The following is a 26,217-nucleotide window of genomic DNA, read 5'->3' as shown; positions in this document are numbered from 1 at the left end:
GATGCCGACTGGAGCCTCGCCCGTGCCGCCAAACCTTCCGGTTCGTTTGCCGTTCGCTGTGCGCTACTCGACGACGGCGCAGACCTTGCCGAGAACGCGTTCTCGGGCCGTCCAGCCGTTCTCGTGCCCATGGGCATTGGCAATGAGCACCTGCCCGTCCCGCACGGCGCCGATGAAATGCAGGTAGTCGGCCCCGCGTACACGCGCGAGCACGATGTCCCCAACGCCAGGCGCGCTGCCCGCTAGGATGGGCTCGAGGGTGACGAGCTGGCCACTTCGCATGTGGGGCCGCATCGAGTGGCCGCGCGGCCGGAAAGATACGACCTCGCCTGCTCGAAGCTTCTCGATGTAAGGCGCGGCCCAGCCCATGGTGCTATCGGGCGGGCGGCGGCGTCACCGCCACAACCCGCAACGCGATGTCGGCAACATTAAATAGGGCTGCAGCCCACCGCAGGCTACCTATACGGGTTCTAGGCCACCTTGCGCCCATCTCTCCGCGCCCACAACGGGTCGCCTCACCGGCGGGAGAAGACAAGGCGTTGCTTCGGCAACGAACTTTCGAACCACGTTTCCTAAGGCTTGCGCCAAAGGACGTCGAAGGACAAAGCGGAAATCAGGTCTCTTCGGAGACTTTCGGCGCCCCAGGCGCAAATCCAAAGGAAATCGCAATGACGACAGACAACCAACAAGTGACCCAAGTGGTCCAGGCAATCAAGCGCGCGCTCGACGTGGACCATGGCATCAAGGTGCCCCATGCAGCGCTGCGCGCCAGCTACCTGAAGGCGCAGGGCAAGCACCCGCACGCTTTCGCCAAGTCGCAGAAGAGCGAGGCATCGCAACAGGCTCCGGCGGCACCGGTCACCACGAAGTGGGCGACGCGGACGCTGTACCTGGTCGAGGACGACATCGGATGCCTCGAACGACTTGCACTGGACGAGGCCGGCGAATATCAGCTGCCCAACAGCTTCGACTTCGCGCCGAGCGCTGAACTCGTCTCCCAGAAGGCCCGCATTCCTCGCATCCAGAAGTACGGCATCCCCGTGTACCTCCAGGAGCCCGAAGTGTTCTACCGCAACCGCTTCCTCCTGAGCCAAGCCAAGGCCTACTCCGCTGAGACGGTCGATACGCGCGACGACTCTGGCGACACCTGTGAGCTCGGCGTGCGGATGCCAGATGTGGAATGGCACCGCTTGGTGCTGGCGGTTATCGACGATAACCCAGGGCTCTGGGACACCATCGCCGAATGGGTGGGGCAACACTACGGAGCGAAGATGCAGGCGATGTCGCGTGCTCATCAGGCTGACTGGTGCATGCGGTTCATCCAGCAGGGCGTCGAGTCGGAAACAACCGCCGCGGAAGGCAAGGCCACTTCGGCCTGGGTCACCCTCAGCTGGGTCTATCCAGACGAAGACGGCGACTCGGTCGAAGCGGCCGTGAACCTCTCCACCGGCTTGGTAAAGGCCATCGGCGAGGTGCCAGCCGACGTAGGAAGCGCCACAGTCCGAGTTCGCATCGAAAGCGAGCTTCTTGACTCCGAATGGCTTGAGGTGCGCCAGGTGAAGGCCAACGACGTGACGGCTTGGCAGGTACTTGACGACGACCTCGAGGAGCTTCGAGGGAACCTTGGCTGAAGCCGACCTTTCGGCCTCAGGCCTAAAGCTCTGAGACCCTGACAATCTTCTTTCGAGCCCGCATTCTTCGGAACGCGGGCTCCTCTTTTGGCCAGGCGTTGCCGGCCCTCCAAAAAAGAAGCCCCCGAAGGGGCCTTTTTCTGCTGGCGGCGAGCTCGCGCCTACCGTCGAAGCGCGGCTGCCGCTTGTCCGGAGAGCGTGAGAAGCGACCGCACCTCGTACCCGTCTCGAAAGACGATGTCGATTTGCCCGGCAACGGGCTCGGTTGACCTCGCCGCGGCGTACTTGTTTTCAGGCGTTTTGTAGACGACGACTACGCAGCGCGCTGTCTTGCTGAAATTGCGAGCCACGCCTGTCGCCTGCCTGCGGGTGGGGTAGATATTCATGGTGCACCTCCGACTTATAAGCGAATGGTAACCCGAACGTACTCATTCGCATGGCCAGGCGCCCTAAAAGAAGCGGGTCGCGTGCACTTTACACAACGCACCTGGTCTGCGCTTAAGACCTTCGCGCCGTCAGAGGGCTATACCGAATAGTCCAACTGCGCACAGCGAACAGGAGAACCGTGCCTGGCTTCATTCGCTTCAGCCTCCCCGCCTCGCTCTGCAAGGGCGCCATAGCACCTGGTAGCTTCGTCCGCGACCTAGCGGCCGCCGCCGGCGTCAAGCTCATCTTCGGAGACCACCACGGAGACGACTATCTTGTGCTTCCGGACGAAGAGAGCGAGCAAAACGCCATCAAGGAACTCCTCGGCGGAAGCAACAGGTACTGGGAAGCCGTAGAGGCGTTGCCTCACCACCTTCGGTATCACATCGCCTAGCCTGATTTCACAACGCCCCGGTTACCTCGGGGCGTTTTCATTGAGACCCCAGGCCGGCGACGCAGCTGCCAGCAAGGACGCAGCGCTCTTGGAACGACGTCCCACGCCCCGCGTGCCGTGTGGGGAGGAGGGCGCGCCTTCCGCTGTCGCCAACACCGAGATTCTTGGCATCGGCCCGTGTTCTGCAGCCCCTTCGCGGCAGGTGCGCACACGCCTAAACCCGACACTTTCTACCTATACGCTAATAAAACGTGGCTCTTCACTACAGGTCTTGACCGCCACCAGAGTGCCTCCCGCGCCTTGGGGCGACTTGAGTACAGGACACAAGACCTCAATGCACAGAAGCAAAAAGAGCCCGATGTTTTTGGATATCGAAGCCGCCTTATCGGCGAACTTCGGCCGCGTTGTCGCGCCTGAGCCCGAACCTCAGGCAGAGTGCGACGCGCGAGACCTGAAAGCAATTCTGAACGCCTCAGGGGCGCTAGCCATCTACATCGATTCGGGTGGGCGCATCCTCCATGCGAGCGACGCCTCGGCCGAACTGCTCGCCTATCCGAAAGAGCACCTGCTGCGCGCGTCGCTTTCGGACATCGTGGCGCCTGACCACCGAGACATCTTGTCGGGCTTGCTGCGAAACGCCTGGGCGCGCTCGACGGATGAGCACGCACGGCTTCGGTTCACCGGCGGATTGCCCGAGAGCGTCTGGCTCGAGGTCACCATACGCCCGGACCCCACGCCGGACGGCCTCAAGCGCTTCATTCTGTTCGGCTACAACGTTTCGGGATGGGTTTTGGCCGAGGAGAGCCTCAAGGAGGAGTCCATGGCGGACCCGCTCACCGGCCTCGGTAATCGGGCGCTGATGCGCAAGGCCATCTCTGAGCACATCCTGACGGCGGTTCGAAACAGGAGCCAGTTCGCCGTTGCCATTCTCGACCTGGATGGGTTCAAGAAAATCAACGACTCGCTGGGGCACGACGTGGGCGACGGCCTGCTGAGGGAAGTCGCGACGCGACTGAAGGCGGCAGTCCGCACCTCGGACATCGTGGCACGCCTGGGCGGAGATGAGTTCGTCCTGTTGTTGCCTGGCGCCGGCGAGGCCAAGGTCGCTATCGAGCTCGCGGAGCGCGTCGTCGCTACGCTGCGCAAGCCATTTCACTTGGCCGGCTGCCAGCTGCGGGTGACCACGAGCCTGGGGTTGACCCTCTCCGGCGACGACCCGGACCTGACAGAGTCCTCGCTCATGAAACGCGCGGACATCGCGATGTACCAGGCGAAGGCCCAGGGGAAGAACCGGGTCGCAGTGTTCACCCCTGAGATGGACCGGAAGCAGCAGGTGCAGTTCGCGCTCGAGCAAAACATGTTCGACGCCGTACAGAACGGCGAATTTTCGCTGCAGTACCAGCCTATCTGTGCGCCGTCCACCGGCGAGGTCTGGGGCCTCGAAGCCCTGATGCGCTGGGAGCGACCTGATGGCTTGATTCCGCCGTCGACGTTCATTCCACTGGCGGAACACAACGGCCTCATCAATTTCCTGGGTGACTGGGCGCTTCGGTGCGCCTGCGCCCAGCTTGTCCACTGGGACTCGATGGGCCTGCACTTCAAGTACATCTCGGTCAACGTGTCCCCAGTGCAGTTTCAGCATCCCGCGTTCGTCGAAAGCGTCAAACGTGCCATCGCGCTGTCGGGCGTCGATGCCCGGCGGCTGGTCATTGAAATCACGGAGGGCGCGCTCATGGCCGACCCGGAGCATGCCGGGCGGCTGCTAAGCGAACTTCGGCAGGCCGGGGTGCGGTTTGCGGTCGACGACTTCGGCACGGGCTACTCGAGCCTGGCCTACCTGCAGCAGTTTCCGCTGCAGGCCCTCAAGATTGACCGAAGCTTCGTCGCCGAGATGCTCCAGTCGGGCCCCAGCAGGACCATCGTCTTCGCCATTCTGTCGCTCGCCCGGGAGCTCGGGCTCATGTCGGTCGCAGAAGGCGTTGAGACGGCCCAACAGTGCGCGCTGCTCTCGGAACACGGATGCGACTTCAGCCAAGGCTGGCACCACTCCAAGGCCCTGCCGGCCGCGCAACTCGAACAAGCCATCACATCGGGCGCATTAAAGCTCCACGCTTGCCGTCAGGATTCGAAGGACCACCAAGCATGACAAAACTCACCAAGGCGCGTTTCTTCGAGACGCTTTGGGCCCGCATGCAGCAGCAGGGCGACTTTCCGACCCTTCAGGTTTCGCTCGACAACCTGCTTCCAGCGCTGGGCGCCGACGCCAACGTCGGCACGTTGGCAGAGAGCGTGCTGACCGATTTCTCGCTGGCGCAGAAGGTCATTCGGCTGGCAAATTCCGCCATGTATGCGCCATTCGGTGGCGGGGTGACGACGGTGTCCCGCGCCATCATGGTGTTGGGAGTCGATGCCGTCGGGCACCTGGCCCTGGGCCTTCAGCTGCTCGACAACTTCGCCGGCGCTGCGGCTCGGCGTCCAGACACCGCGCAGGAGCTCGAGCGGGCGATTCTCGCGGGCGAGTTCGCGCGCACCCTCAGCGCCTCACAAGGCATCAACCAAGGCGAAGAGCTCGTCGTGTGCACGCTCATGCATCACCTCAGCCGGCTGTTGCTCGTCTTCTATTACCCGGAGGAATGGGCGCGCATTCAGGCCATGTCCGGTGGGGTCTCCGAGAGCGAGAGCATGGCATGCCATCACGTGCTGGGCGTGACGCTCGAGGAGATTGCGCGCGCCGCGGCGCAGAAGTGGCGCATGCCACCGCTCATCACGGCCACCATGACGCAAAACGCCACGGACGCTGAGACGGTGTCTCGGTCCCACACGAATTGGCTCGGCGCGATGGCTGAGGTGTCGGCGCAGGCCGCCGCGCTGGTGACCCGTGGCGGGGACGCGGACGAGGTGGCGGAGCTGCTCGGGCGGCACGCGGAAGCCCTCGGCCTCCAGGAGCAGGCCGTCGAGGCAGCAAGGCTCAAGGTAGAAAACTTGAGGGAGGCGCGTCACGAGGACGAGGCTGCAGCGGAAGTCGAGCGACGCCACGCGCCGGGCAAGCCGCTCGACGCGCACTGCCGGCTACTGCGGAACCTCAAGGAAGTCCAGGCTGCGGCCACGGACCATCCGGTCTCCGAACTGGTGCCGCTCGTCATTGAATCGACCATGGGGGCAATGAACTTCACGCACTGCTTTCTGATGCTCCTGAACCCCCAGGCGAAGCGCTTCAGCGCGCGCATCGGTTTCGGGCCGGGCATGCGGGAGCGGCTCGCTTGCTTGTCCTTCGAGGAAGGCTTTGTGCCGGACGTTTTCCACTTTGCGACGACCGCCCAGCGACCGACGCACCTGGAGGACTCGCAGCGCCCTGAGATTGCGCACCGGGTCCCGCGCTGGTACCGCGAGGCCTTCCCTGACACTAAATCTCTGGTTCTTGTCCCGGTGTTCATCAAGAACCGCTGCGTCGCGGTGGTCTGCGGTGACTGGGGCTCTGCAGCCTGCGGTATCCCATTCACCGGCGAGGAGTTGGCTACGCTGTACGACCTCGTCGGAGAAATCGGAAGGGGATTTCAGCGCAGCCAGCAGCCCGCTTGAAGCGCGGGCGGCTACTTGAAGCTCCGCGGGTCGCCACTCGCGGAGCCAGGCGGAACACCAGGTCCCCTATAGTGCTCGGTGACGCTGCGTTCGCTATAGGAGGCAGGACCACTCAACATGACACCTCTCATGACTCAAGCGACCACCCCCGCATCCCCCGCTCCCGCAGCGACTCGTCAGGGGCCATATGGCCTCGAGAGCCTCAGCGGCAATCCGATTTGTGACGAGTGCGACCTCGAAATGAACCCCTACAGCGGCCGCTCTGGTCGTACGAACGTCGCAGGCTACGCTTGCGCGGGATGCGGCTGGTCGTTCGACACCTCGAGCTCCGTCGTCTCCGCCGGCCTTTGACCAGCGCTGGACCGGCGCACATCCTTCCGCGCCCGACACAGTCGGGCGCTTTTCTTTGGCGTCAGAGTTTGGGAAGCCCTCCCGCCCCTCAACACGAGCGATGCCGCGACGAAGGGCTTCATTCGCCCGTATGGCTTCTTCTACTGCCAGCGGCTCGGGCGGGCACTCCTTGTCGTCAGTTCGGCGCTGCGAGATACTGCCGGGCATGTCCACACGCTCCCGGCTCCGCGCACATTCTGCCGTTGACATCGCACGCTTGAACGATTTCGAGCGGCGGCTACTGCGCAAGCTCCCACGCAACTCCACCGCGCGTCCCTTAACTTGCGACGGAAACCCGGTCGAATGCAACTGTTTCGTCGTTGGCTTCAATCCAGCGACGTCGATGGCCACGCCGTTCTGGGAGCACTGGAAATCCGGCCATGGGTTCCTTGAAAGCAAGTGGCTCGAGGACTACCGCGCTTACCGTCGGTCCACCGGCAAGCGAACGGCGATGAGCACGACGCGCAGCCGGATGGAGCCTTTTCTGGAAGTGGTGGGCGGGGAGAGATGCCTTGTCACCAACCTCTACAACGTCCCCTCCCCCGACGCGCGCGGACGCGCGCGTTCGGACCGCGACACGTCGTTGTTCGAGTTTCTGTTGGAGTTCATCCAGCCTGAGGTCATCATTCCCCATGGAAGCAAGGCGCGGGAGTATTTTGAGCGACGGGGATGGCCTGGCCTTGTTGTACCAGCGCCGAGCCACTTCTGCCGCATGAGTTTCCTTGCGTCACACCAGTTTGGAGAAGAGGTGGTCGAGAGATGGGAGGCCAGCAAGGCTGGCGCAGCCGGGCGAACCGGGCAGCGCGCGAACCGTGAGGCACGGCACGAATAGGGGGAATTTTTCGCCGCAAGGGCTGCATGGCGGGCCGCGCGCTGTAGAGTGCACTCGCCCTTTAACAAGAATGGCCGCGCCGCAGAGCCACCGCGGACGGCCGCCAACGAGGAGAACCAGTGCCCCGCGTCAGACCTTCCCTCGCTGTTGCAGCACAGCTGCTGTGCGCCCTGCTCTTGAGCCCGACTGCCTCTGCGCTCAACATGAACGACGAGGCCTCCAAGGGCTTCGGCCGGTCGTATGGCTTCGTGTATGGCCAACGGCTGAGCCTCGAATACATTGACCGAGTGTTTCCCGAGCTGCACCAGCAGGTACAGCTGGCAGGCTTGAACTTTTCGGCGAAGTTCCCCCGCCTCGAAGAGCGCCTGGAGAAGGCCATGGCCTCGATTGGAAAGCCCGCCGCCTGGCGTAGCAAGCTCGACCCGATGCTCGCGAAGCAGATTGAAGGCATCACGCGGCAGCAGGCAACCGATTTTCTGGAGCTCGTCAATGACCGCGCCGCAGGTAAGATTCCAAGCCCGGAGCTCGAGTTCATTTTGGCAGCGCAGTACGAGGAAACGCCAGCTCGTGAGTTCGTAAACGGCTTCAGGCAGTCCTACAGCGCAACCGGCCACCCAAAGGCTAAAGGGTTGCGCCTGGACATGCAGATGCCGAAGTCATGGAAGGGCGAGGAGGGCTATCGGCCGAACATCGTTCGGAAATGGACGAGTGCCAACGGCACCGGCATGGAGACCATCCTCCTGCTGGTGAAAACGATTGGCGGCGAACGCGTGACCAAGGCAGACGTCGCGGAGTCGCTGCGCAACGGTGAGGTCAAGGCCATGATTCCCGAGGGCGGGACGTTCATCGCCGCGAAGGCTGTCACCGTCGAAGGCCAGCCGGCATTCGTTGTCGAGTACGACTCGGCTCAGGACCGAGCGGGCATCGACTTGGCCATGCGGGCTGAGATGTACGGCATCTTCTACGGGGACTACTTCATCAGCCTGCAGTGCATGGCCGGTGCGACGAAGGGCGACGCAAGAAAGGCGGCGAGCGGTTACACCGGCGTGAAGCCCCTCTGCCAGCAAGTTGCCAACAGCATCGTCCTCCCCTCGCGGTACTGAAGCTGAGCAGGAAGGGACAGTCCCCTATTTTGTGCGGGGCCCTAGCCGGTCGAGTTCGCTGAAAAGTCGACTTCCGCCAATCTGCAGATTACTCAGCGGGTTTTCTCGGCAGAACTTGTCCATCCAAAGGTTCGCCTGCTCGGGCGATAGGTCCGCGAGTGGGTCGTTCGGAGGCTCGTGCCTCATGCTCAGCCCGGACAGGTACCCCAGCAGCCATCCGGACATCGTGTCACGGTAGGCAGGCGACTTGGTTTTGACCCAGAGCCCACAGTCCCCTGGGACGATAACCGTTGGCTTGTCTGCGAAAGCACTCGCGCAGCACAGCGCGAGCGCAGATGCTGCTGCAATAGTCTTCACCCTCAACACTTGGTCAGCACCTCGCCGTACCGGCAAGGAGACCATCCAAGAAGTCCTGTGAGACCTGCTCGGATGCCTCGGCGCCGACCCATTCGGCGATATGCCGCTCGGTCGTCTTGGAGATGACCTGGTCGACACGGACGTAGCCACGGTCTGGGAGCAGTGCCGCCGCCGGACGCCCGTACGAGAACATCACTTTGGTGTCGGGGGCAAGCTCCAGCTCTGCGCATTTGATTTCTGGCTTGGCTTCGGAGAGGGATACGAGGTTCATAGCTCTTGGAGTGTGCGTGGTCGCGACTGCAGGCGCAGGGGCTCTCGCGCGGCCGGTGCGACGCACGAGACGTCGCGCGGTGAGCGCCCGGTCGCTCTTTCAGCCCTTGATGGAGTTCTCTTCGTCGATGTCGCGCAGGACGCGGGCCTGTGTCTCCTGCGCTTCCTTCAGCCGTGCCTGAGCTGGCCCGATGAGTTGCTCATTGTCGGCCGACGCGAAGGCGCCATTTGCCGATTGGAAGTTCATCAGCTTCACCGATGTGATTTCGGTCTCCAGGTAGTCCTTGGCCTCGCCACCGAAGGCCCCGGCGGATTCCGGCAGTCGGACCTGAACCGTTTGGCCTGCAGGTACTCCAGCAAAGCCCGCTTCGTTGAGGGCGGACTGCCGCACGAACTTGCCCCCGGCTACACGCTGGGCGGTGGTCCGGACGTACGTCACTTCCCAGGTGGCGCGTTCCACCGCCGAGTCGCTCCCGTTGAGCACGTCAAAAACCACGAAGGAGCCCATTCCGGCACCGGCTTGTTGAACGGGCTGCTTTGCGTGCGTGACGGTCACCTTGGTGAAGGCAGCCTGGCCCGCAAGCAAAAGGTCGACCTTGTCCTGAGCCTCCTTCACCAGCCTTGCTGCATCGGACCTCGCGCGCTCCTGCTGCGCCTTCTTGGCAGCAACCTCGGACTCGCGCGCCATTGTGAAAATCTGCTCAGCCGTGAGTCCGTCCAGATGCTTTGCGGCCTCATTGAACATCGCATTTCCGACGTTCTTGTCGGCAGTGCCCACTATCAGGGCGGCACCGACGGGACGAACCAAATTCTTGATGTACCCGGAGAGTTCAGCCCGCTGGGATTCCGGCACAGAGTCCACGACTTTCGGGATGGAGGCATCGAGCGCCTCGGGGCTGGATGCGTCCAGCTTCGCTTGGCACCCAGCCAAGGCCATCAGAAATCCTGCGCAGAGCGCGATACGGAAACGCATTAGATGACTGTCCTTCGAATCATTTGTGTTTATGTTCTCCCTTCGTTTTAGGACGAAGGGAGAACGCCAGTCTATTTTAAATGCTGTTGCATGTCGACACATTTGTTGGGACTTTGCGAACAATGGCACGGTTGCGCCGTGCATGTGCGTTCGCCGTCGCCTTGCGCCCCCCAGGGCACCGTCGAACTGAGGGAGCCGCGTTGCGAGCGGCGCGGGATTTGGTTACGCCGTCAGCGCCCCCGGACTACCGCCCAGCTGCTGCTTGATTTCAAGAAACTCAAGGGCAAACCGGGCCAGGTACTTTTTAAGCCGGTCCGAGTCGTTGCTCTTCGCCTTGCCTTGTCGAGAGACCGAGAACAGATGACGGCCCGCTTCGGCAAGACTGCGGGCGGTGGCAACCGCCCGCAGCACTGTCTCGAGCTGTGCCAGGTCGAAGGGGTCGTATTGGCTCGCGCGCGACCCCAGCACCCGGTCCACCGCGCCGGTGAGGCTATCGCCCAAGTCGCCCGCCGGGTGCGGCCGGGTTCGCGCAGGTTCGGAAAACCGGTTCTGCCGAGCGAGGACGGCGCATTCGTCCGTGACGTCGCTCAGACGAATCCGGCCGCCGGTGCAAAGGGTGGCCATCCGGGCGATTGAAGCCTTGAAGTCCCGGAAGTTACCAGGCCAGGGTGCCTTGCCGGCAAAGTCGAGATAGGCCTCGCGCGCCTCGCTGTTCATGGAGACCTTGGTGCCAAGCTCTTCGGTTGCGCACTCAAGCTCGAAGTCCAGGTTCGGCTCGATATCCTCCGGCCGTGCAGCAAGGCCCGGAAGCTCAAACGTCCACATGTTGATGCGAGCAAGCAGGTCGGCGCGGAACGTGCCCTTCGACACCTCGACGGCCAGGTCCTTGTTGGTACCTGCGAGCAGCTGAAACCGGCTCTCGACCTCCGTGTCGGCGCCCAGGGGCATGAATCGCTTGTGCTCGAGCGCGCGCAGCAGCATGGCTTGCTCATCGAGCGCCAGCTCCCCAATCTCGTCGAGGAAGAGGATGCCCCCGTCGGCCGAGCGCAAAAGGCCAGCGCGGTCGGACGTCGCTCCGGTGTAAGCCCCCTTCTTGTGGCCAAAGAGCGTGCTCATCGCGTTCTCGCCACGCAGGGTCGCGCAGTTCACCTCCACGAAGGCACCCTGGGCCATGCGCTTGCGGGCACGCAGCGCGTGGATGCGAGCTGCCAGCTGGCTCTTGCCGGCACCGGTCGGCCCTGTCAGCAGAATGGGCGCGGTCGACCGCAGGCTCACCTTCTCGATGCGAGCAATCAGTTGGTTGAAAGCAGCGTTGCGCGTGACGATGCCGCCTTTGAGAAGGGACAGGTCGTCGTCCTGCTCTCGTCGGAAGCGCGAGGAGAGCTGGTCGTAGGTCGACAGGTCGAGGTCGATGACCTCCGCCCGGCCTTCCCACGGCTTGCCGTCAGAGGTGCCCTTTCGGGTGCCGAGGAGCTTGCCCGGGAAGTAGCGCGCCTCTGTCAGCAAGAAGAGGCAGATTTGCGCCACGTGCGTGCCTGTGCTCAGGTGGACGTAGTAGTTGGTGTCCTCCTGGAACTCATAGCCCCGGGCAAACTCGTGCAGCGCGGCGTAGACGGACGGGAAGTTCCACGGGTCGTTGATGGCGAGGTCGTGCACGGTCACCTGGAGGTCCGGGCTGAGGGTCTCCATGTCGGATTTGACGACTTCGGCCAAGGCGGATTCAGCGGCCTTGAACGTGAACAGCTCAATGCGGTCGACGGGAATCTCACCTTGCGCGGCCAGGCTCACGGTTGGGCGCCAGCGCTCCCACCGCTTGGCCGTGAGGCCGGAGTCGAGCTGACTGCCGAGAAAGCCAAGGACAACGGTTCTGCTCATGGCTCAGGCCTCCGCCCGCATGAGTTCCGAGTTTTCCCGCTCGAGCTCGTAGCTACGGGCGCCGCCCGCCTTGGCGATTCGGTCGAACCAGTCGTCGAGTGCCTCCACTTTCGGAGCCACGTAGCGGCGCATCAGGCCGCGGCTGTCCTCGTACCGCACCGGTGCCGGCCGCCCTTCCAGCTTCGCCCTGCGCTCGTCGTAGGCGTGGCGGACTGGGTCGTCAGGCACCCAGACCATCAAGGCCTCCACGTCGAACCGCTTTCCAAACAGTTCGAACGGACCGTTGTCCGTTTGGAGGGCGGAGACGGCTGCCGGCAGGAGCGTTTCAAGTAGCGTTTCGGCCGACTCATGCTCGACGGCGATGAGCTTGCCGGCGTGCTCCGGCGGGCGGTAGGTGACGATGAACTTCTTGGTCATGGGGGCGGAGAAATCGTTTAGACGTAGCGCCCGAAGAGCGCGTGGTCGCCGTGGATGACAACAGCTTCATCGGGGGCCTCGATGACGAGGGAAGCATCCTGCTCAAATCGCATCGGCCAAGCAGGCAGGCGCTTGCCAGCCGAGCCGGCTGCGACGCCAATGGCCCATGTATCGCTGGGCAGCTGCTCGGGGGCAAAGGTGGCGTGCACAATGAACTCGCCCTCGGGCGACTCAATCCGGTAGTGCGCGAGCCGCTGGCTTGCGTTGACCTGCGCGACATAGCGTCCGTTGATATCCAGGTTGAACTGGTCGTCGAACTGGCCGTAGAACCGGAGCGTTTTCACTTGGGCGTGTCTTTCGGGAGGGTGTCGTCGAAGGTGAGGTGCTGCTCACCTACGGTCTGTATGCGGTGGGCGTTCTCGCAATCTCGCAGCCGCATGCGCAGCGGGATGTTGTTGCCAGGGCCGACCTGGTTTGCGAGCCACCCGATGCAGTGCGCCTTCTCCGTCTCATGGCATGCCATCATGTGCAGCGGCGCATCCAGGCTCGTGAAATCGGCCGGCTTGGCGATGGTTCTCGCCAGGGCGCGGTGCCGTTCCTCCGAGTAGCCGTTGGCGATGTCGCGCGGGTCAACGTCAGTGCGCCATGGGCACTTTGCGCATTGGCGGGTCCGAGCTAGCTTCCAGGCCATGTTTTTTGGATAGGTGTTCAGTCTGCGATGAATAGATTATATCCTAGTGGATAATTTTCAACAAGGATTTTAGATTTAAGGTTTTATAGGGAAAGCGCAATGAAATCAAAGGCTTAGTGTTGTTTAGGCCGTTCGCTGGGCGTGCTGGCACGGGCATTGCAATGAATCGGATATAGGGCAGCCCTCAGTGCAGCCTTCACAACACACCGAGCAAGCTATGAATTCCTTTGCCAACAACACTGTCGTCCAATCCTTCCTGCTGCGCGAGAAGCGCAAGGTGTTCCTGTCTGTCGATGCTGCCGCTCTGAACGGCAGCGCGGTTACGCTCATCCCGGCAGTGCTGGCAGATGTGGGCCAGCTGGGCTTCACCCTGGACGGTGAGCTGTGCGCACTGCTGCGCAAGCTTGATGTCGCAGGCCTGAAGGCGTTCCATGGTCGCCTGGTGGCTATCCTCCGCGAGGCAGTCGGCGCGCAGGTGAAGTACCGCCCGCTCTTCAAGAACTTCCCGCATGACGTGCCGGACACGTTCGACTACTTCGTCCGTCGGTTCATGGGCTACGCCGAGTCGGCCCTGGGCCCGATTCTGGGTGGCCAGTACACGGCGCTCTCTTGCGGTCACCTGGTGAACCACCGGCTGTTCGACCTGGAGAAGTTCGGTGCGTGCCCGATTTGCCAGCATCAGGTGCCGGAAATCAACGTCGAGCAGACGAACGTCGTGCCGCTGGACGAGCTCACCCCGCTGAAGCTCCTCGGCCTGGCTACCGAAGAACACGTTTTCCAGGCGTTCGACAACGTCGTACGGTCGCGCACGTCCCTTTCCGAGTCGTACAAAGGCTTCGTGTCGGCGGTCATCGGGCTGCAGGCTGACGCCGTCGTACGCCGGTTGCCGGATGAAATGGCATTCAAGGAGACCGCGACCTTCGTGACCGCGGGCCTGCTGAAGCAGGGTGTGGAGCGTGCCCACCTGCTGCGCTTTCTGAAGACCCCGACGGACGTGCTCCGCCTGGCGGTCGCGCTGTGCGGGGGCGACGTGTCGCTCAAGGAAGTGACGCGCTTCAAGCTGAACAACGGTCAGCGCCAGTTCTTGATGGCAGCGTTCAATGCGCTCAAGCAAGCCGATGCGTACGTGCTCGAGGAGATGCTCGGCTACCGCGGCCGCTGGCTGCGCCTGGGTGAAGTGCTGCACGTCGGCCAGTTCAAGGCGCGGTTCCCGAAGGCATGGGCGTGCTTTGACGCCCTGCGCAATCGCGAGGACGACATCACGACTCACGCGTCGCGGGTGGAGAAGCTGCTCGTGCACTCGAACCTGTACAAGCAGGAGGCGCGCTTCGCCCTGCTCGAAACGCTGGCGCAGCGCCCGGGTGAGCTTGCTCGCAAGCTTGACGCGCTGCTCAGCCGCGGCCTGCCGTTCGAGGAGGTGCTTGGCGCACTCCGCGTGGAGTCCGTCAGCACGACCATCCTGTTGACGCTCCTGGCGCACTTCCGCCAGCGTGCGGCCAAGTCGGAGTTCCGGGCCTTCATGCCGAAGGGCTCCGTGGCCAAGATGTACATCGTCGATGGGGATGGACGCAAGCCGTTGGCCGCGGAGGCGCGCTTCGCCGTGCTGGACCTTGTCGACAAGGAGCTGCGTCGTCGCTTTGCTGAGCGCAAGGCGCTCGGGAAGGTTTTCGTGGACGAGGCTCTGGAAGCAGTGCTGGTGCCGTTTTCCCAGCGCAGCGCGTCGTCCGGCATGTCCCCGATGACCCGCGGCTCGCGTGTCGCACTGGAGTCGTCCAAGGGAATCGTGCGCCTGTTCATGCACTGGGCGGGCCCGCACATCGACGTCGACCTGTCCTGCGCGCTCTACGATGAGCACTGGAACAAGAAGGACCACCTGTCCTGGACCAACGTGCGGTCGTACGGCCGTAGCGCCCACTCCGGTGACCTGCGCTCCGGTTCCGGGCCGGAAGGGGCTTGCGAGTTCATTGACCTGGACCTGGCGGCGCTCAAGGTGCAAGGCGTGCGCTACGCCGCGGTTACGGTGTTCTCGTACACGGGGCAGAGCTTCGACACCTTCCCGTGCTTCGCCGGGTTCATGGAGCGTGAGGATGCCACCAAGGGTGCCAACTTCGAGCCGAAGACTGTGAAGCACAAGTTTTCCGTGAACGGAGCGATGGTCATCATGGTGCCGATGGTCGTTGACCTGGCGACCTGCCAGGTGGTGTGGGCGGACTTGTCCCTCAAGGGACGCAACATGTACAACACCGTGGAGTCGGCCGGCGGCCGGGCGGTGAAGCAGCTGAAGGCGGTCATCGCCATGCAGGACCAGCGGGTGAGCCTCAAGGAGCTCTTCGAACTCCATGGTCAGGCGCGCGGGGAGCTTGTCTCGACGCGCGAAGAGGCCGACCTGGTCCTGGACGAGCGCAAGCTCAATGAGCTCGACGAGGTCGTGGCGGACTGGCTGTAAACAAATGAGGGCGGCGTGGAAGCATGCCGCCCTCGAGCAAGAGAGAACTACCGTGCTAATCGAAGAAGTTTGGGAGCAGCTGCGGCGCTACGGCGAGGAGATGGACCTGACAGGCGCCTTGACCCTGCAGCAGCTCATCGACTCCCACCGGTCCTTACGCGCGGCCGCATCGCAGTCGAACGACGAGCGTCGCCAAGTGATTGGCGATGCGCGCAACCGTGCCATCGAAGCGGCCAAGCAGGAGGTCCTCCATGGCGAATACGTGAGCATGCAGCGGCTCAGCACCATGACGGTTGGCGAAATCGGTCGCCTTGTGCACGACTATCCAAGGTGAGCCTTAAACTATTTCAAGCAACAGGCTCAAAAGTATAAAAACTTCATGCTATAATGTTTGTGTGACTGCTATCTGATGGCCTTCCTTCTAAATTCTTTTGGTTGAAACTTAGGCCCCGGAATTCCAGTCGTATCTTCGACAGCCATGTGGCCGCCTTCCTTCTAACTCACACTTCGAAATTTAGGCGCTGCGATTTCTGTCACCCTACTACCGAAGGCCTGCTGCAGCGATGCGAGCAGGCTTTTTCGTGTCAGCCGCAGCTGTCGTTCTGCGAACTCCCGTGCCGCGGTCGACTCCGGGATGATTGGTACGTCGCCGACCCGTTCGGCTCCGTCACTCCGTCAAACGGTTTGCCAATGGACCATGGCTCTGGGCTCGCCGTTCACGGGAACGTGTTCGGGACGAACGGATTGGACTTTTAGGCCTGGCGCGAGGCGCTTCGCCCGATGCAGGGTGAGCGCGCGGCCCCCGCGGCCAAGGCCGGCCTATTCAAGCTTTGACGGCACGGTCGAGCTCCCGGGCCTGCGACCGTTTCCTATACCGGGTACAGGCCTCCCTTAAACTCCGGACCAATACCTTCGACCAATGAAATTCGGCACTACTCCAATCCCCGAGCAGCTCTTCGACCTCGCTCGAGAGCGCCTCCTCGGGAACGCGACATCTACACCAGATGAAGTGCGACAGCACCTGCTGAAGCACGGCGGCCTATGGCTCCAACGGACGAACCCCCTCCCCGCCAACCATGCCATCATCGCCAGTCGAGTGTTTGACGCAGTTCGCCGGGAATTGGTAGCCAAAGGCGAAATCAAGCAGTTCAAGCGCGGCTTGTGGGCAACTACCAAGTTCATGGACGCCGCCGAGTCATAGAGAACTCCTTTTTCGCACGCCCTTCGCGGACCTCTTGGTCTTCGAAGGGCGTTTCGCTTCTCGCGGGCCTAAACCAGTCTAATATAATGCTGGTGGCCTAAAACAATCTTTGCTAAAATCCGCGCCCCAAATTACTTAAAATAAGCGCCAATTCCGCGCCGACCGCCCAATGAACGACAAAGAGCTTATCAGGAGCCTCAACGCAATCGCCCAAGGTGCGTCGGCCCTTCGAGGGCCTGTCGGGCGAGAGATTTTCCGGCTCTTGGCTCGCAACGAGAGCACCCGGATGATGACGCTGGGCGCAGAGGCGGCCCGGCCGGGCAACGACGGTGCGCTCGAAGAGCTCGACGGGATGCTGAGCTCGTCGATGTTCCAGCCGCTTCGTGGAGGCGGGAACAACTACTCCAGCGGCTACGCGCTGGCCGCCCTGGCCACGGTCTTTGCGCGCCCGCGGGGCGTCACGCTCAATCGCTTGAGCGACCCGCGAGCCGTCGCAGCGGACCTGTCGAAGGCGTCGGGCATCTCGCCTGAGCGGCTTGACGTCTTGCCGGGGCACCTGAATGCCGCCAAAGCGTTTGGCTTGTCGCCCACCCTCGCCTTCCAGATTTGCGCGCAGCTGAAGGACGGCCACGTGCAGGAAGCGGAGCCCAATTGCTGGCGCGAAATCGACGAGACGCCTTTTTACGACGAGACGATGCTGCTGGTGCGAGTCAAGGACGGCACGCCTGAAGACCTGGAGAAGCTGCAGGCAAGTCCCCTCAGCTTCGCTGCGGAGTACTCTGACGGTGTGGCCAGCCGGCCGCCGTTGTCTGTTACCCACTCGTGCCTGATGGTTGGCAGCCCCTGGCCCGTGTTGCGCAGCGTCTATCACATCAAGCAGGCGCACACCCTCTCGGTCGCGATGAAGCGCGTGGCGGACGCGACGTACACCGACGAGTCCGAGCTGAGCGCCTACGTCGCGGTGCTAACCGACCGGGCTTCTGGCAAGACCTCTACTCGAGCTGCCATCCACCACCCTTCGCGTGGACTGGTTGCTGGCATCTCTGAGCAGGATATCGACGAGCCCGAGCAGTATGTACTCGTTGCCAACAAGCTTCTGGGGCGCACAGCGGTCCGGCTCTGCGGTGATGCCTTCGCTGCCGACACCATCGATACCGACGGCCCGTACTCGTTCCTGGTGCCCGGCCAAGGCTGGCAGCGCGCGGCCATCACCAACACTGGGCGGGCCGTCTAGCGCCGAAACCCGGTGCAGCAGGCTCCCCGGCGATGACACACTTGCAACGTTCGCACCAACAGGAGTCCGCCCTGCCCCCTCCGCTCGAGATTGCCGCCACGATGCGTCGACTTCTCGTCCAGACGCTCGATATGACGCTGAAGCATCAGCGCACCGATGGCGTCTGCGCGCTCGGGAGCATTTTGCTGCTGGACGCCTTTCACAAGTTCACACCGCACCGCAGTGTCATCCGCGGCGGTGGTGGCGACAACGATGGCGTTCGAGACGTCTCCGGCAACTGGCGAGGACACTACTGGGTCGAGCTGGAAATCGCCGGCGAGCCGACCGTGGCGGACATCACAGCTGACCAGTTCGGCTGGCCAGAAATCATCATCGAGCCTCTCACGTCGCTGCGGGACCGATACCGGGCTGGCGACCAGGCCGAACTGAACCGGCATATCGAATCGGTCCGAGCGTGGCTTGCAGCGGACGAAGGCGACGAGCAGGCCCTGCGGAGCGGTTCTCCTGACCTCGGAGCGGCAGCGCGGCTGCGAAACTCGCGAATATAAGTCAAGCCCCTGTCCGCGGTCGTGAGACTTGCGCAACGCACCCGGAATTGAGCTTCGCTTTATATCGCTCCTTCCGTACCATTCCCCGAATCGCGCCAGCGAGCGGGCGCAGCAAGACGGAGTCGAGGATGAGCAAAGGCATTGAGCGTTTCGAACGATTTTGGCGAGAGCTGGACATGTCACCAAAGTCCTTGTATGTCCACCCCAAGGACGAGCCCCATCTCGAGCCTACAAAGCATCCGCAGTTCCAGCTCCAGGTCCTGCCGATTCCCGTGCTGGGGAACCTGCGGACGGCGGAGGCCGTCATCCTGACGCTTAACGCAGGCTATGGCGACAACGATGAAGCTTGGCGCAAGGCTTGGCCGAAAGAACACGAGGCGATGACTGCAGCACAGAGCGCCAATATCCAGCAGCAGCACACGCCAGGCGGCTATCCGTTTTACGACTTCAATCCGGCCTTTCGCACGCACCCTGGGGTCGCCTATTGGAAGGGTGGCGCAGAGCTGGCAGTAAAGCAGCGGCAGATGGCCAAGCTTCGTGGTGTGGCCACTGAGCTCGGGCAAAACTGGAAGGTACCACTGGAGGAGGTGCACCGAGTACTTGCTCACAAGGTCGCCGTGCTCGAGTGGTGCCCCTACCGGTCGAAGGATTTCACCGCGACGCCAAGCCTGAAGAGGTTGCCAAGCGTGCAGGAGGCGCTGGAGCTCGCCCGCAATCTGGTGCTCGAAAACGAGAAGCTGGTCATCGTGACCCGGCACATCGACGCCTGGGGTTACCAGGGCTCGGCCGATAGCGGAGAGAACCTCGTGGTGTACGACAAGGCCCAGGGGACCTCTGCTTCGTTGACCATGAACAGCGCCGGCGGAAGAGCGCTTCTCCAGAGACTGTTGCGGGCGGGCCCCAAGCTCTAGCTTGCCTCGCGTCGCACGAAGCGTGAAGTTTGTCCGCGAAGGGTGGTGAGGAACCGACGTTTCGGGAACAGCTCCCTCGCTTTGCCTCCGTTTTGCCGGTACAACCGCGGGCGAGGAGAAGAACGAATGAAAACTATCGCAGCGCTGGCGCTGCTCCTGTGCGGAGCCGTGCATGGCCAAACCGTCTATCGATGCGGCAACACCTTTAGCCAGGTGCCCTGCGGCGAGGGACAAACGTCGGTCTACTCGAAGGCCAATGGCGTGAACTCGAACAGCGGCTACGCAGACATCCTGGCCAACCTGGATGAGACCAAGCGCAAGCTTGCCACCAAGATTCCTGACACCAATCCGCCCACGCCGGAGCTGCTGGCTGCCAACAAGGCGAAGTGCAGCGCGGCCGCGCGCGACATGCTCAAGGACCCAGACAGCGCCCGCATGACGGAGACGCAGCGGTTTGGCCCCGCCTACGACTATCACGCCGGCAAGACCCATCCAGGCGTTTCGTATGGGCTCGAAATCAACGCCAAGAACAGCTACGGCGGATACACCGGCAAGAAGCAGTGGTCGTGCGTATTCAGCCCCGACGAGGCGCAGCTGGTGCGTGTGTACCAGGTCACCTCCTGAGCCCGCCCCTTCCCTTAGTTCGAGCCCCTGCCGCCGGGTGCAGCCCTGCGCAGGCAAACCCCTTGTGAAAGACCGACCTGCACATGAATTGCACTGACTGCGGAACCCTCAACCCGGGCTACGCGAACTTTTGCGCTGGCTGCGGAAAACCCGTTCCGGCAACCACACGTGGCCCGCAAGAGCGTTCCCTGGATTTTGGCAAAGCCGCCGAGGCGCCTGCGGCGCCGAGCGCGCAGGCCCGCGACAACGACGCGGAGTTGTACGGCCTGGCCATTGGCCACAAGAATCGGGACTACTACCTGCGCCGTTTCGAGGCCTTCGACCGTGCGGGCACAACCTCGGTCGGTTGGCACTGGCCGGCCTTCTTCTGTACGTTCTGGTGGCTGCTGTACCGCAAGATGTGGGGCAAGGCGGCACTCTACTTCTTCCTGCCGTACCTCTTGGCCATTGCGCTCGGCGGGCTTGCCGCGGTTTCGCCGACTGCGGGAGGCCTGGGCTACGTCGTGTACCTCCTTGGAATCTTCATCGTGCCGCCGCTCATCTCAAATGGTGGCTACTACCGACACTGCCAGCGCCTCGTCGCGAAGGCACGGGCCACGAGCAGCAATCCGCAGGCCCAGGTCGTGCTGGTCGCAAGCAAGGGTGGCACGAGCAACATCGCGCTCATCCTCGCCGTGGTGATGGGCGTGGTGGCCGGTATTGGCATCCTGGCCGCGATTGCCTTGCCGGCATACCAGGACTACACGACGCGCGCCAAGGCGACGAGTGCCTTGATGTACGGCAAAACGGTAGCGGCAGAGGTCGGGTCCTTCTACGAAGCACAGGGGCGGCTGCCAGGCAGCCTGGCCGAGGTGCTCTCCGACACGCGCCCGCCATATGGGCTTAAGGACGTGCAGCTGAACACGTCCAACGGTGTCCTGCAGTTCGTCCTTGCGTCAGGCCCCGCGAATGGGCGCACCTTCCAGCTCATCCCGTCGGCGGACGCCGCTGGCCGGGTGACCTGGGTCTGCAAGCCTGTGGACATGAGGCCGAGCTTGCTACCCAGTGAGTGTCGCCGCTGACCCCGCAGGTCGGGAGAGCGCCGCAGGTGTTCAGGTTGCCGGAACTGCGCAAGCGGTGGCGTCTGGCCTGACTTCGACCAGGTCCTCGAAGCGTAGCGACTTGGGCGCTGATTCGGCGATGTTCAAATCGGGAAACGCGAAGGAGTAGTCAACTTCGCCCTGCTGCCATTTGCCGTCCCTGAAGGCGTACTTCAGCACCCAATGTTGGTCGACGTTGCTGCTCAGCTTGTTTGGAACTGTCAGGGCTTTGACGGCCTGCTCGGAGTTGTCAATGTCCGTCGCCTCAAAGTATCTGACATCCATGTATGCCACGTACGGGGATACTAAGGAGTCGGTCCTTTTCACGTCGAAGCTTAGCGATTTCGGGATGAACTTGTTGCGAACCCACTTCCCCGTTGGCGCTTGCCAAACACGTTCTGCTGAACCTCCCAGCACTGCCTGGCACGGTCGCAGAATTTCTTGAAACAGGCCCAGCGGGTCCGAAAGCGGACGCGACGCCACGGGCGCGATGGGCGGCGCTTCCGCTTTCCGGTCACATCCGGCGAGCACTACCGCAAGGCCGAGGGTCGACAGGCTGGCTAAGACCCCGAGGCGCGTAAGGAGCTGACTTGTGTGCATAGGAGCTGATAACGAAAGCGATGGACGAAAGAAGGGCCGGAAAAGTCTCCGGCCCTTTTGAATAGTGGTTGTGCAATCAGCTCCGCAGGTACGCGACGTCCTTGCGCTGATGGAGCTTGCGTGCCTCTTCCACAGTCAGGCCCACAAACTCCGCTTCGGTGAAGGTGAGCTCGTCGGGGTAGAACTGGAAAAGGGAAACTTCCTCGCCAGTCGACAGCTTCGCCGAAACCTTCGGCATGGGGTCGAACATGCCCTCGGGCATCGCACGAGGCATGGCGCTGATGGAGGCGGAAAGGATGGTTGAAGTGGTCACAAATGGCCTTTCGTTGTTGGGTGCAATTCGTGTAGCCAGGCCCCAGGCTCCCCGACCGTCTGCTGCTATCCCAGCCTGATTGTCGCAAACAATCGGCCGATGCCCGGGACGTACGACAGCGGCGAGCGCTGGCGGACGGCTGCCACTAAGGTGCTTCGGTGCGACGCTTGCCCTCTGGCTCGTTCACTGCCACAGTTCGGTCCATTGCGACGGAGGGACTATGGCGGAACCTTGGCTACCGAAGGAAGAGTACATCGCCCTGCGCAAGGAAGTCGAAGGGTGCATGGCCGAACTCGCGCTTACGGAGAGGGCCTGCGTCCTGGGCGTCGTAGCCATCTTTGCGTGGCTTGCAAGCGCAGAGTACCGGTTCGGCTTTGGAGCGCTGGTTTGGATAACGCCCTTCCTTGTCGTAGCCTACGGCATCTGGAAGTCGCACGCCATCTACTCCCATCTCAAGCTGCTTGGCGGCTATCTTCGTCTCCTCGAACTGGAGGCCTATCCCATGGATAGCGCGAAGATTGCCGAGGCGCCAGCCAAGCCAACAGCCAAGCCGTCAGCCGAGGAGCTTCAGCATGGACGATGGGAGTCCTATTTCGAGCGACTAGGCAAAGGCAGGCGCACTCGCGTCACCTTCATCGCTTGGGGCGTGTTCGCTCTCGCTACGATTCTTGCGAGCGGGCTCGGCCTCTGGCGCGACTGGGGTCGTTGCTCGGGCGTCATGCTCATTGAATGCCCCACGCCGAGACCGCCCGCCCAGCCGGCACCGCCCCGCTGAAATCGCAGGGGCGGTTCCCTCCCGTGCCCGCCCTGCTGATTTCGCCAGACCTTCGGGTCTGGCGTTTTTCTTTTACTCGGCCCTGGGAAACTTGCCCGGCGCTCGGCTTAGGCCTGCGAGAGGAAGGCCCCTGAGGTTGAACTCAGAGGCCTTGAAAAATCAAACGTTCACGCTATGCGTCGACGCTGATGAGCCGACAGGTGACCTGGAGCTCGACGTCGCCGGCGAATTTGTCATCCCAGCCGTCGTACTGCGCACCGACCGCACGGAACTCGGCGTCCGAGACATCGACCTGGCGGTCAAAGGCCTCGACCAGGTAGTCCTCGAGCGGGGACGGGAAAACCAATGTTTGCAAGGGCACGACCGCGATGAAGGTCACGAGCACGTCCTTGTCCACAAAGGGGCGCCACAGCTCCTCGCGCAGCGGCCAGGCCGCGGACACGGGCATCGGCGAGTTCTCGTCGTATGCGCACAGCTCAACCGGCTCCGGCACCTTCTGCTCGGTCGGCTCGACCACCGCGCGGGTGATGGCAGCGAAGCCGTCCTTCCCGCGCAAGTCCGGAACGTAGTCCTCAGGGACTTCGAACACAGCAAGCATCTCCACGAAGCGGAAGTCGTTGACCAGGAAGGCCTCCGCGTTCCGCGCGCGGGCTTGCATGCTCGCGAGGGTTTCGCCCTCGGGCATGTTGAAGACCTCGAAGGTCCGAGCGGTCGCGTCCAGGTTCGGATTGCCCGCGTAGCGCCTCAGCACCAGCAGCGGCTTGTCCTGTTGAAGGCGCGACCTCAGAGGAGGCGGGGGCGTGTAAGCATAGGCCTCCACCTCTTCCGTGACGGTGCGGCGCACGATTTCCAGGGTGGCTGCCTCGAGTTCGCCGTGGCCCGGGCTGTCGTACGTCGCGTTGTACGACGGCGTGTCGGACTGGAGCACTCGGTGAAGCTTTCGCGCGGTTGGCTGCTCGTAGACCGGGAGCTCCGAATCCATTTGGCCGCAGGCCAGGAAATGGGCGACGGGCTCCGATGCGTATGCCCCCTTCTTGTCCTCAACGTAGTAGCGCACCAGCTGGCCGGTGGTCTTGTCGCGGAGGGCGAAGCGGGAGATGGTTTGTGCAGATTTCATGGTTTAGTGTTTTGAGTTGACCTCCTTCGTATAGGCCCCGGCCCCGACGCTGCCGATACAGCCTGGCCCAGCCTCAGCGTCGTCGGGCACAATTGAACCTCGTTGCTTACAAAATGAAATATCTATGCGCGCCCTCATCGCACCTTTCGTTCTTCTACTTGCTGGCGTTGCGGGCGCAGCCGACAACTCCGCCAGCATCCTTCAAATGTCCGAGAGCGAGCTGGCCGCCGAGACCAAAGCCGGCGTCGACGCTTTCAACAAGGACCTTCCGAGTCGAGTAAACGCGACAACCATCTTGCAAAGCGTCTCGTACACCTCCTTCAACAAGGTGTACATGTATCGCTACGAGACCACGTTTCCGATGGACGAGAAGGCCCAGCGCGCTGCGCTTGTGAAACAGCAGTGCGCATCGCCTAACCTTTCTGCTTTCATGAAGCGGGGCATCACGCTTCGGAGCCTTTACTTCGGTCCGGACCGGAAAATGACAGACATCGAAGTGCGGGCCGCTGACTGCGCCAAGTAACCTCCGCCAAGGCGGCCGAGCGTTGAGCTCCCTCGCCCGGAAAGTGTGCCGACGATGACGAGTGCAACCTTCGACTTCAGTGCTGACCTTCCCTTCCTAGACGCCTACAACGCGCGCCTTGCGCCGGGGTCTGAGTACCGGCTGCGCTCGGAGGTGGCTCCGCTGCTGTACGAGGGGCGCCTGGGCGCTCCGGTCACTTGGCTGCTTTCGAACCCAAGCTATGTGACCACCCCTGGCTACGGGTTCAACCACCCTCCCCCCGTGGTGGACGGCTGGCCTCTGCAGAGCTTGGCACCAGCGTACCGCAACGGGTATGGCCAATGGACCTGGCAGCGCCTGCGCGAGCTCCGGGAGGCTCTGGGGCCCGAGCTTGTGAGCAACAACGTGCTGGCGCTGCAGCTGTGCCCGTGGGCCTCGGAGAACTTCGACCCGAAACTGAAGCTCCCGTCGAGGGCCTACACGCGAGAGCTCGCCTTGCACCAGCTCGCCGCGGGCAGCCATTTCGTACTTGTTCGCAGCGTGGCGGCTTGGTTCGAACTGGTACCGGAGCTCGCCGGCGCCAAGCTCGCGCGCACCGCGAGTCAGCGGTCCGCGCACCTCTCCAAAGGGAACCTAAAGAGTTACTGGGAGGGCGTCCTGCGGGCCGTCCGGGGGTGCTGAGCCCACCTGAGGCCAGGGCCAAATTCCGGCCTAAAGGTTCGGGTTAGGGTTAGCCCGTAAAATCGACCGCGCAGTCCCCGCGGCCTTCAGTCCGCATCGCGCATCGACCTTGCGCCGGCGGCCCTCCTCCATCAGTAGCCCATGAGCGACCTTGCCGCCCGCGACCGGTCAAGCGGTCCTGCTTCCAAGCCATCATCAGCTCGGTCGTCCGTGTCCGGCTACGCCCGCACATCGAGCAAGAGACTACGTGAAGCCGACGAGCTGGCTGTCGTCAAGGAAGGTGAGCGCGTTGCATGGGGCGTATCGCAGCAACTGCGCGAGCGCACAGCTGCACTGGGGCTCACCCGCGTGAGCGTGAGTAGAAGCTGTCTGTGAGCGAGCGGAGGCACGGTCCATGATGCACGTGGCGAGTATCGGTTCCTGCGTGCATTTAAGGGCGAGGCCTTGCCGGACCCGTCAGAACTGATGCTCTTGGCGGCCGCACTGCAGTGCTCCGTTCGAGACTTGTTGGACGGCGTCGACCCCGCCCGAATCGAGGTGCTGCGCCAGGTTCGGGCCTTGAAGCGCGTAGCTCGGATTGCAGAAGAGTTTCCCGACCGGCGGGCCCGCCTAGCGAGCGGGGGGCGTGGCACGGGTACGAACGAGCACGACTTCCGGACCTCGTCAGTAAATTCGTCCCGCCCGCGAACCCGCCCACTTTGGGCGGTCTGCTTCTCGCCTGGGGCATTTGCAGGGCGGGACGCGGGCGGGAACCGCACGGCACTCAGGTCACGACGTGCGCGCCAGGCCGGTTACCCAGGATTTCGGGCGCCTAGTGGGATTTCTTCGCCGGCCCCTTGCGCCGGCGCTTCTTCGGGGTGAACTCCGGCACGACGGCGATGCCGCGTGACCGAAGCGCGCCGTTGGCCCAAGCGAGGTCCTCATCAGTTGCGACGGCTTTCATGCCGGTGCGCGTGAAGTACTCGACGGGCACGTCGATGACCTCGGCCCAATGCGTTATCCCATGGCGGCCGTTCTCTTTAACGGTCGCCAGGACGACCTCGTCGAGTTCGAAGAAGTGCTTGAACAGCTCGTCGGGCGTCATTCGTTCCGCGCGGACGAACATGGCGGCCGCGCGGTCGATGCGCTTGACGCGATGGGCCCTACGCAATCCGTCGCACGTCCCCTTCGTGCAGAGGTGCTTCAGCGCGTCCATGGTGATGCCTACTATTGGCCAAGTGTGCTTGCCGACCGCCGCTGCCTCAAACG

30 protein-coding genes are annotated in these 26,217 nt (G+C 62.9%); 18 read left to right on the top strand and 12 right to left on the bottom strand.

The window, feature by feature from the left end; all coding sequences use genetic code 11:
* Positions 1 to 63: 63 nt before the first annotated feature.
* The gene (locus tag E5P2_RS29885; protein WP_068674226.1) at positions 64 to 369 is read right to left on the bottom strand and encodes a S26 family signal peptidase; all 306 of its coding nucleotides are present in this window, start codon (positions 367 to 369) and stop codon (positions 64 to 66) included.
* A 299-nt stretch (positions 370 to 668) separates the two neighbouring features.
* On the opposite strand from E5P2_RS29885, the gene E5P2_RS29880 reads away from it, so the two are divergent.
* Positions 669 to 1,631 (top strand): hypothetical protein, encoded by a 963-nt coding sequence (locus tag E5P2_RS29880; protein ID WP_162570882.1) that lies wholly within the window; start codon positions 669 to 671, stop codon positions 1,629 to 1,631.
* Between the two features lie 161 nt (positions 1,632 to 1,792).
* Here E5P2_RS29880 and E5P2_RS29875 read toward each other — a convergent pair whose 3' ends face one another.
* Entirely contained in the window at positions 1,793 to 2,017 is a 225-nt protein-coding gene (locus E5P2_RS29875; protein WP_068674230.1) for a hypothetical protein, read from the bottom strand.
* Between the two features lie 179 nt (positions 2,018 to 2,196).
* Here E5P2_RS29875 and E5P2_RS29870 point away from each other — a divergent pair, with 179 nt between their 5' ends.
* From E5P2_RS29870 to E5P2_RS29850, 5 genes are all read left to right on the top strand, one after another.
* A complete protein-coding gene (locus E5P2_RS29870; RefSeq protein ID WP_162570881.1) occupies positions 2,197 to 2,451 on the top strand; it encodes a hypothetical protein in 255 nt (84 codons plus the stop codon).
* A gap of 334 nt (positions 2,452 to 2,785) precedes the next feature.
* The gene (locus tag E5P2_RS38215) at positions 2,786 to 4,597 is read left to right on the top strand and encodes a putative bifunctional diguanylate cyclase/phosphodiesterase (protein ID WP_269475016.1); all 1,812 of its coding nucleotides are present in this window, start codon (positions 2,786 to 2,788) and stop codon (positions 4,595 to 4,597) included.
* Positions 4,594 to 6,030: an HDOD domain-containing protein gene (locus E5P2_RS29860; RefSeq protein WP_162570880.1), complete on the top strand. Its 1,437-nt coding sequence runs from the start codon at positions 4,594 to 4,596 to the stop codon at positions 6,028 to 6,030. Before E5P2_RS38215 ends, E5P2_RS29860 begins: the two co-directional genes overlap by 4 nt.
* A gap of 607 nt (positions 6,031 to 6,637) precedes the next feature.
* Positions 6,638 to 7,252: a hypothetical protein gene (locus E5P2_RS29855; RefSeq protein ID WP_162570879.1), complete on the top strand. Its 615-nt coding sequence runs from the start codon at positions 6,638 to 6,640 to the stop codon at positions 7,250 to 7,252.
* A 203-nt stretch (positions 7,253 to 7,455) separates the two neighbouring features.
* Positions 7,456 to 8,355, top strand: coding sequence for a hypothetical protein (locus E5P2_RS29850; protein WP_162570878.1), 900 nt, complete (start codon positions 7,456 to 7,458; stop codon positions 8,353 to 8,355).
* Positions 8,356 to 8,725: 370 nt separating this feature from the next.
* On the opposite strand, the gene E5P2_RS29845 is transcribed toward E5P2_RS29850, so the two are convergent.
* The 6 genes from E5P2_RS29845 to E5P2_RS29820 all read right to left on the bottom strand — a co-directional run bounded on the left by E5P2_RS29845 (position 8,726) and on the right by E5P2_RS29820 (position 12,938).
* On the bottom strand, positions 8,726 to 8,983 hold the full coding sequence (locus tag E5P2_RS29845) for a hypothetical protein (RefSeq protein WP_068674242.1): 258 nt from the start codon (positions 8,981 to 8,983) through the stop codon (positions 8,726 to 8,728).
* Between the two features lie 99 nt (positions 8,984 to 9,082).
* Positions 9,083 to 9,955, bottom strand: a complete 873-nt coding sequence (locus E5P2_RS29840) for a DUF6694 family lipoprotein (RefSeq protein ID WP_146039538.1) — start codon at positions 9,953 to 9,955, stop codon at positions 9,083 to 9,085.
* A gap of 222 nt (positions 9,956 to 10,177) precedes the next feature.
* On the bottom strand, positions 10,178 to 11,830 hold the full coding sequence (gene rtcR, locus E5P2_RS29835; protein WP_162570877.1) for an RNA repair transcriptional activator RtcR: 1,653 nt from the start codon (positions 11,828 to 11,830) through the stop codon (positions 10,178 to 10,180).
* A gap of 3 nt (positions 11,831 to 11,833) precedes the next feature.
* Positions 11,834 to 12,247 carry a hypothetical protein gene (locus tag E5P2_RS29830; RefSeq protein WP_162570876.1) on the bottom strand — a complete coding sequence of 138 codons (414 nt, stop codon included), beginning with the start codon at positions 12,245 to 12,247 and terminating at the stop codon, positions 11,834 to 11,836.
* Between the two features lie 17 nt (positions 12,248 to 12,264).
* Positions 12,265 to 12,591: a hypothetical protein gene (locus E5P2_RS29825; RefSeq protein WP_162570875.1), complete on the bottom strand. Its 327-nt coding sequence runs from the start codon at positions 12,589 to 12,591 to the stop codon at positions 12,265 to 12,267.
* Positions 12,588 to 12,938: a DUF6283 family protein gene (locus E5P2_RS29820; RefSeq protein WP_162570874.1), complete on the bottom strand. Its 351-nt coding sequence runs from the start codon at positions 12,936 to 12,938 to the stop codon at positions 12,588 to 12,590. The genes E5P2_RS29825 and E5P2_RS29820 overlap by 4 nt, the downstream gene beginning before the upstream one ends.
* A 217-nt stretch (positions 12,939 to 13,155) precedes the next feature.
* Here E5P2_RS29820 and E5P2_RS29815 point away from each other — a divergent pair, with 217 nt between their 5' ends.
* The 8 genes from E5P2_RS29815 to E5P2_RS29780 all read left to right on the top strand — a co-directional run bounded on the left by E5P2_RS29815 (position 13,156) and on the right by E5P2_RS29780 (position 20,963).
* Entirely contained in the window at positions 13,156 to 15,384 is a 2,229-nt protein-coding gene (locus E5P2_RS29815) for an RING finger family 4 domain-containing protein (RefSeq protein WP_162570873.1), read from the top strand.
* A gap of 52 nt (positions 15,385 to 15,436) precedes the next feature.
* Entirely contained in the window at positions 15,437 to 15,718 is a 282-nt protein-coding gene (locus tag E5P2_RS29810) for a hypothetical protein (RefSeq protein ID WP_162570872.1), read from the top strand.
* 585 nt (positions 15,719 to 16,303) lie between these two features.
* Complete coding sequence (locus E5P2_RS29805; RefSeq protein ID WP_162570871.1) at positions 16,304 to 16,585, top strand: hypothetical protein; 282 nt, start codon at positions 16,304 to 16,306, stop codon at positions 16,583 to 16,585.
* A gap of 169 nt (positions 16,586 to 16,754) precedes the next feature.
* The gene (locus tag E5P2_RS29800; RefSeq protein WP_162570870.1) at positions 16,755 to 17,819 is read left to right on the top strand and encodes a hypothetical protein; all 1,065 of its coding nucleotides are present in this window, start codon (positions 16,755 to 16,757) and stop codon (positions 17,817 to 17,819) included.
* 32 nt (positions 17,820 to 17,851) lie between these two features.
* A complete protein-coding gene (locus E5P2_RS29795; protein WP_162577730.1) occupies positions 17,852 to 18,367 on the top strand; it encodes a hypothetical protein in 516 nt (171 codons plus the stop codon).
* Positions 18,368 to 18,495: 128 nt separating this feature from the next.
* Complete coding sequence (locus E5P2_RS29790; protein ID WP_162570868.1) at positions 18,496 to 19,278, top strand: hypothetical protein; 783 nt, start codon at positions 18,496 to 18,498, stop codon at positions 19,276 to 19,278.
* Between the two features lie 126 nt (positions 19,279 to 19,404).
* Positions 19,405 to 19,902, top strand: a complete 498-nt coding sequence (locus E5P2_RS29785) for a hypothetical protein (protein ID WP_162570867.1) — start codon at positions 19,405 to 19,407, stop codon at positions 19,900 to 19,902.
* Positions 19,903 to 19,985: 83 nt separating this feature from the next.
* Positions 19,986 to 20,963, top strand: coding sequence for a DUF2628 domain-containing protein (locus tag E5P2_RS29780; RefSeq protein ID WP_162570866.1), 978 nt, complete (start codon positions 19,986 to 19,988; stop codon positions 20,961 to 20,963).
* Positions 20,964 to 20,993: 30 nt separating this feature from the next.
* Here E5P2_RS29780 and E5P2_RS29775 read toward each other — a convergent pair whose 3' ends face one another.
* Positions 20,994 to 21,266, bottom strand: a complete 273-nt coding sequence (locus E5P2_RS29775; protein ID WP_162570865.1) for a hypothetical protein — start codon at positions 21,264 to 21,266, stop codon at positions 20,994 to 20,996.
* A 391-nt stretch (positions 21,267 to 21,657) separates the two neighbouring features.
* Positions 21,658 to 21,894, bottom strand: coding sequence for a hypothetical protein (locus E5P2_RS29770; RefSeq protein ID WP_162570864.1), 237 nt, complete (start codon positions 21,892 to 21,894; stop codon positions 21,658 to 21,660).
* 220 nt (positions 21,895 to 22,114) lie between these two features.
* Between E5P2_RS29770 and E5P2_RS29765 the strand changes: the two genes are divergently transcribed.
* Complete coding sequence (locus E5P2_RS29765) at positions 22,115 to 22,669, top strand: hypothetical protein (RefSeq protein WP_162570863.1); 555 nt, start codon at positions 22,115 to 22,117, stop codon at positions 22,667 to 22,669.
* A gap of 172 nt (positions 22,670 to 22,841) precedes the next feature.
* Here the strand turns inward: E5P2_RS29765 and E5P2_RS29760 are convergent, their stop codons facing one another.
* Complete coding sequence (locus tag E5P2_RS29760; protein ID WP_162570862.1) at positions 22,842 to 23,786, bottom strand: hypothetical protein; 945 nt, start codon at positions 23,784 to 23,786, stop codon at positions 22,842 to 22,844.
* 124 nt (positions 23,787 to 23,910) lie between these two features.
* Between E5P2_RS29760 and E5P2_RS29755 the strand changes: the two genes are divergently transcribed.
* The 3 genes from E5P2_RS29755 (at position 23,911) to E5P2_RS29745 (ending at position 25,344) form a co-directional block, all read left to right on the top strand.
* On the top strand, positions 23,911 to 24,309 hold the full coding sequence (locus tag E5P2_RS29755; protein WP_162570861.1) for a hypothetical protein: 399 nt from the start codon (positions 23,911 to 23,913) through the stop codon (positions 24,307 to 24,309).
* 54 nt (positions 24,310 to 24,363) lie between these two features.
* Positions 24,364 to 24,969, top strand: coding sequence for a hypothetical protein (locus E5P2_RS29750; RefSeq protein WP_162570860.1), 606 nt, complete (start codon positions 24,364 to 24,366; stop codon positions 24,967 to 24,969).
* Between the two features lie 141 nt (positions 24,970 to 25,110).
* Positions 25,111 to 25,344, top strand: a complete 234-nt coding sequence (locus E5P2_RS29745; RefSeq protein WP_162570859.1) for a hypothetical protein — start codon at positions 25,111 to 25,113, stop codon at positions 25,342 to 25,344.
* 436 nt (positions 25,345 to 25,780) lie between these two features.
* On the opposite strand, the gene E5P2_RS29740 is transcribed toward E5P2_RS29745, so the two are convergent.
* Positions 25,781 to 26,164, bottom strand: coding sequence for a hypothetical protein (locus E5P2_RS29740; RefSeq protein WP_162570858.1), 384 nt, complete (start codon positions 26,162 to 26,164; stop codon positions 25,781 to 25,783).
* Between the last annotated feature and the right edge of the window lie 53 nt (positions 26,165 to 26,217).

The sequence above is a fragment of the Variovorax sp. SRS16 genome (assembly GCF_901827165.1).
Taxonomy (GTDB): Bacteria; Pseudomonadota; Gammaproteobacteria; order Burkholderiales; family Burkholderiaceae_C; genus Variovorax.
The sequence above is the reverse complement of the archived record's forward strand: the minus strand, read 5'-3'. Positions and strand labels throughout refer to the sequence as shown.